The 3,540-nt window shown below is 68.4% G+C and carries 4 protein-coding genes; 3 read left to right on the top strand and 1 reads right to left on the bottom strand.

Annotation, left to right across the window (positions count from 1 at the left end):
• Positions 1 to 899: HNH endonuclease family protein (locus tag TVH25_RS21070; RefSeq protein ID WP_422425390.1), on the bottom strand; the 899-nt coding region annotated here is incomplete at its 3' end.
• A gap of 109 nt (positions 900 to 1,008) precedes the next feature.
• Between TVH25_RS21070 and TVH25_RS21065 the strand changes: the two genes are divergently transcribed.
• From TVH25_RS21065 to gluQRS, 3 genes are all read left to right on the top strand, one after another.
• Positions 1,009 to 1,674 carry a YoaK family protein gene (locus TVH25_RS21065; protein WP_296550908.1) on the top strand — a complete coding sequence of 222 codons (666 nt, stop codon included), beginning with the start codon at positions 1,009 to 1,011 and terminating at the stop codon, positions 1,672 to 1,674.
• Between the two features lie 74 nt (positions 1,675 to 1,748).
• The gene (locus TVH25_RS21060; RefSeq protein WP_169622556.1) at positions 1,749 to 2,333 is read left to right on the top strand and encodes a TetR/AcrR family transcriptional regulator; all 585 of its coding nucleotides are present in this window, start codon (positions 1,749 to 1,751) and stop codon (positions 2,331 to 2,333) included.
• Positions 2,334 to 2,356: 23 nt separating this feature from the next.
• Entirely contained in the window at positions 2,357 to 3,295 is a 939-nt protein-coding gene (gene gluQRS / locus TVH25_RS21055; RefSeq protein WP_169622555.1) for a tRNA glutamyl-Q(34) synthetase GluQRS, read from the top strand.
• Positions 3,296 to 3,540: the final 245 nt, after the last annotated feature.

Raw genomic sequence — 3,540 nt, 5'->3', positions numbered from 1 at the left:
GGCTGGGGCTGGGGCTGGGGCTGGGGAGCGACCGTCGTCGGCACCGGCGTCGCGGTGTCGGTCCCGGCGGAACCGGCTGCGACTCCTGTTGCCGTGCCGCCACATTCGGTGAGGATTCTGACCATCGCATCGTGCTCGGCCTGAGTCACCCACAACCCGTACTCGGCCTTGACCTGGACCTGACGTGCGACATACGTACAGCGGTACGGGCGATGCGGCGGCAGCCAGGTCGCGGCGTCGCCGTCGCCCTTGCGCGAGTTGGTGGGACCGTCGACCGCCTGAAGATTCCGTGGATCGTTCGCGAAGTTCGCGCGCGTCTCGGGATCCAGTTGCTGCGCACCCTTCTGCCAGGCATCCGATAGCGCAACGACGTGGTCGATCTGCACTGCGGTGGACGTGTCCTGACCACGAGTGAACGCGATCGTGGTGCCGGTGTAGACATCGTGCAGCGTGCCGGACGCGACGACGCAGTCGCGGGTGCCGGGCTTGTAGGCGATGTCGACCAGGTCACGGCGCAGGATGTCGTTGCGGGTGTCGCAGCCGTTGTGCCCGAACTCGACCGACACGTCGTCACTCCACGCCTGACCGAACAGGTCGCGGTCGTAGCCCGTCTTCGGGGCGCGTCCCTTGATCGGTATCTCTGTCAACCGGGACAGGGCCGCCGACATCGACGAGGTGTCCTCGGACACGGCCGGCGGCGCGGTGCTCGGCGCGGTCGGCGCTGGAGGGGTGGTCGGGGCCGGCGCGACCCGTTCCGTCGTCGACCGGTCTGTGGCCGCGACGGCGGGGACGGCCGACGCGGTGTCCTCCTCCACCCCACCGCAGCCCACCAGAACGAACCCTGCGACCGTCGCCGCGACAAGCGCGCGAAAGCCGGACGACGTGCGGGGTGATGCCATGCAGAAGCTCCTGAGAAAGGTGAGGCCGGGTGCCCCCTGCTCATCGCCGACCGGACGCTGTGCCGTTACAACGGGGTCCCGGCGACGGGTTCGGTCCTACTATTGCCCCGTGCCCGAAAACAACAGAGAGCTGCAGGCACTCACGGTGGCCCTGTCGGCACTTGCGGGGTTCGTCGATGCTCTCGGGTTCATCACCCTCGGTGGTGTGTTCGTCTCCTTCATGAGCGGCAACTCCACACGGTTCGCCGTCGAAACGGCCGACGCCTCATGGCGCACGGCTGCTCTGATCGGGGGCATCGTTGTCCTCTTCGTGATCGGGGTGATTCTGGGTGGCGTCATCGCGGAACTCACCGACCGCGACCGCAGAACGCGGAAAACTGCGGTGCTCGTCACCGTCGCGGTGCTGCTCGCCATCGGTTCGCTGAGCGCGATACCCGGGTGGATACCGGTGGCAGTGACGGCGATGACGCTGGCGATGGGCGTCGAGAATTCCGTGTTCCGGCGCAAAGGCGAGGCAACCGTTGCCCTCACCTACATGACCGGTGCGCTCGTGAAGATCGGGCACGAGATAGCGTCCGCATTCTTCGGCGGCCCACGCTGGGGCTGGCTGCCCTACCTCGGCCGATGGGGAGGCTTGGTGGCGGGAGGGTTGCTCGGAGCCCTCGCGCATCATCTGTTCGGCCTGCACGCCCTCTGGATCGCGACCGCGGTCGCCGCCGCGCTCGCCGTGGCGGTGCGGTTCCTTCGCTCGCCGGAAGTGAAGAAGACGGCGTGACAGCGAGATCCGGATCGGCGCGGAGCGTTATCCCCGTACGTTCGTACGGTCGCCCGCTCCGCTACGGTGCATCCATGCGCGCCCGCCCCTACGCCACCACCAGCCCCACCAGGCTCGCTGCGGCACTGCTCGAAGTTGCCGCACGCAGTGGACTCGAAGCGGCCAGCGTGCGCGAAGTCGCCAACGAGGCCGGCGTATCGATCGGCGCGGTGCAGCATCACTTTCCGACGAAAGACGAGATGCTCGCCTATTCGTTCCGCGCCCTATCCGACCGGGTACTCACCCGCCTCGCGAACGTCGATCCCGACATCGACCCGGCGCGGACGCTGTTCGCCGCGCTCAGCCAGTTGCTGCCGCTCGACGAGCAACGCGGCAGCGAGGTCCACGTGATGGCTGCGTTCGCCGTCCGCGCAGTCACGTCCCCGTCGCTGAGCGGGATCCGCAGTTCGACGCTGTTCACCGTTCGCACCGGCATCGCAACCGTATTGATCAGGCTGGGCGCCCCAGACCCGGAGACGCGCGCAACGCTCCTCCTCGCCGCGGTGCACGGTCTCGCGCTCGATGCCGCATCGAGCCCGGATCTCTACCCGCGCGAATACCTGACGCACGCCCTGCACACGCAGATCCAGCTCGCCCTGCACGGCGCGGACGCGCACTGAGCCCGGCTCGGCGGAGTACACCGATGTCACATCCCACAGAACGACCGGAGCCCGCCACCGCAGGGGCGGGCCGGTTCGCGCCCAGCCCGTCGGGCGACCTGCATCTCGGCAATCTCCGGACCGCCGTGCTGGCATGGTTGTTCGCACGCTCGACGGATCGGCGGTTCCTGCTGCGCGTGGAGGATCTCGACCGGGTCCGCCCCGGCGCCGAACAACGGCAACTCGCGGATCTCGCGGCACTGGGTCTCGACTGGGACGGTCAGGTTGTGCACCAGTCCCGTCGAATCCGTCTGTACGAGGACGCAATCGACCGCCTCACCCGTGCCGGTCTCACCTACGAGTGTTACTGCACGCGACGGGAGATCCAGCAGGCCACATCGGCTCCGCACGCCCCGGCCGGCGCATACCCCGGCACCTGCCGTGACCTCACCGAGGACCAGCGGAACGCAAAACGTACCGCCGATCGCCCACCGGCGATCCGACTCCGTTCCACCGAGCAGTGGTTCACCGTCCACGACGTCCTGCACGGCGACTTCACCGGGATCGTCGACGACTTCGTACTGCGCCGCAACGACGGGACTCCCGCCTACAACCTCGCCGTCGTCGTCGACGACGCCGCCCAAGGCGTGGACCAGGTGGTACGCGGAGACGATCTGCTCACCTCGGCTCCGCGGCAGGCGTATCTGGCCACCCTGCTCGGCCTCCCGGTGGCGCAGTACGCGCACGTGCCGCTCGCACTGAACGAGGAAGGCAAGCGGCTCGCGAAGCGGGACGGTGCGGTGACGCTCTCCGACCAGGAAGCAGCGGGCCGGTCCGCGGCAGACGTGCTGGGCACGATCGCCGTGTCGCTGCGTCTGGCGGACCCAGGTGAACCCGTGACACTGCCGTTGCTGCTGGACCGCTGGGACCCCGCGCGAATGCCCCGCGAGCCGTGGGTTTTCCATCCCGATCGTGGCGTGTGAGGCGGGGTGAACGGAGGACCGAAGTGGTGCTTTTCGGCTGAAGGACACGTACTCTGCGGTGGAGCAGGCGTTCATCCACTCCTGCGGAGAGGGCACCGATGACTACCGGCGGCTACGACCCGAGCAAAGACCCCCAGAATCCGGGTGGCGATCCCTATCCGCCGCAGGGTGGGAACTACCCGCCCCCGGGCGGATATCCTCCACCTCCGTCGGGAGGCGACTATCCCCCGCCCGGCAGCTATCCC

Source organism: Rhodococcus sp. 7Tela_A2 (assembly GCF_049311045.1).
Lineage (GTDB): Bacteria > Actinomycetota > Actinomycetes > Mycobacteriales > Mycobacteriaceae > Rhodococcus.
This window is presented reverse-complemented; position numbering and strand designations above follow the sequence as displayed.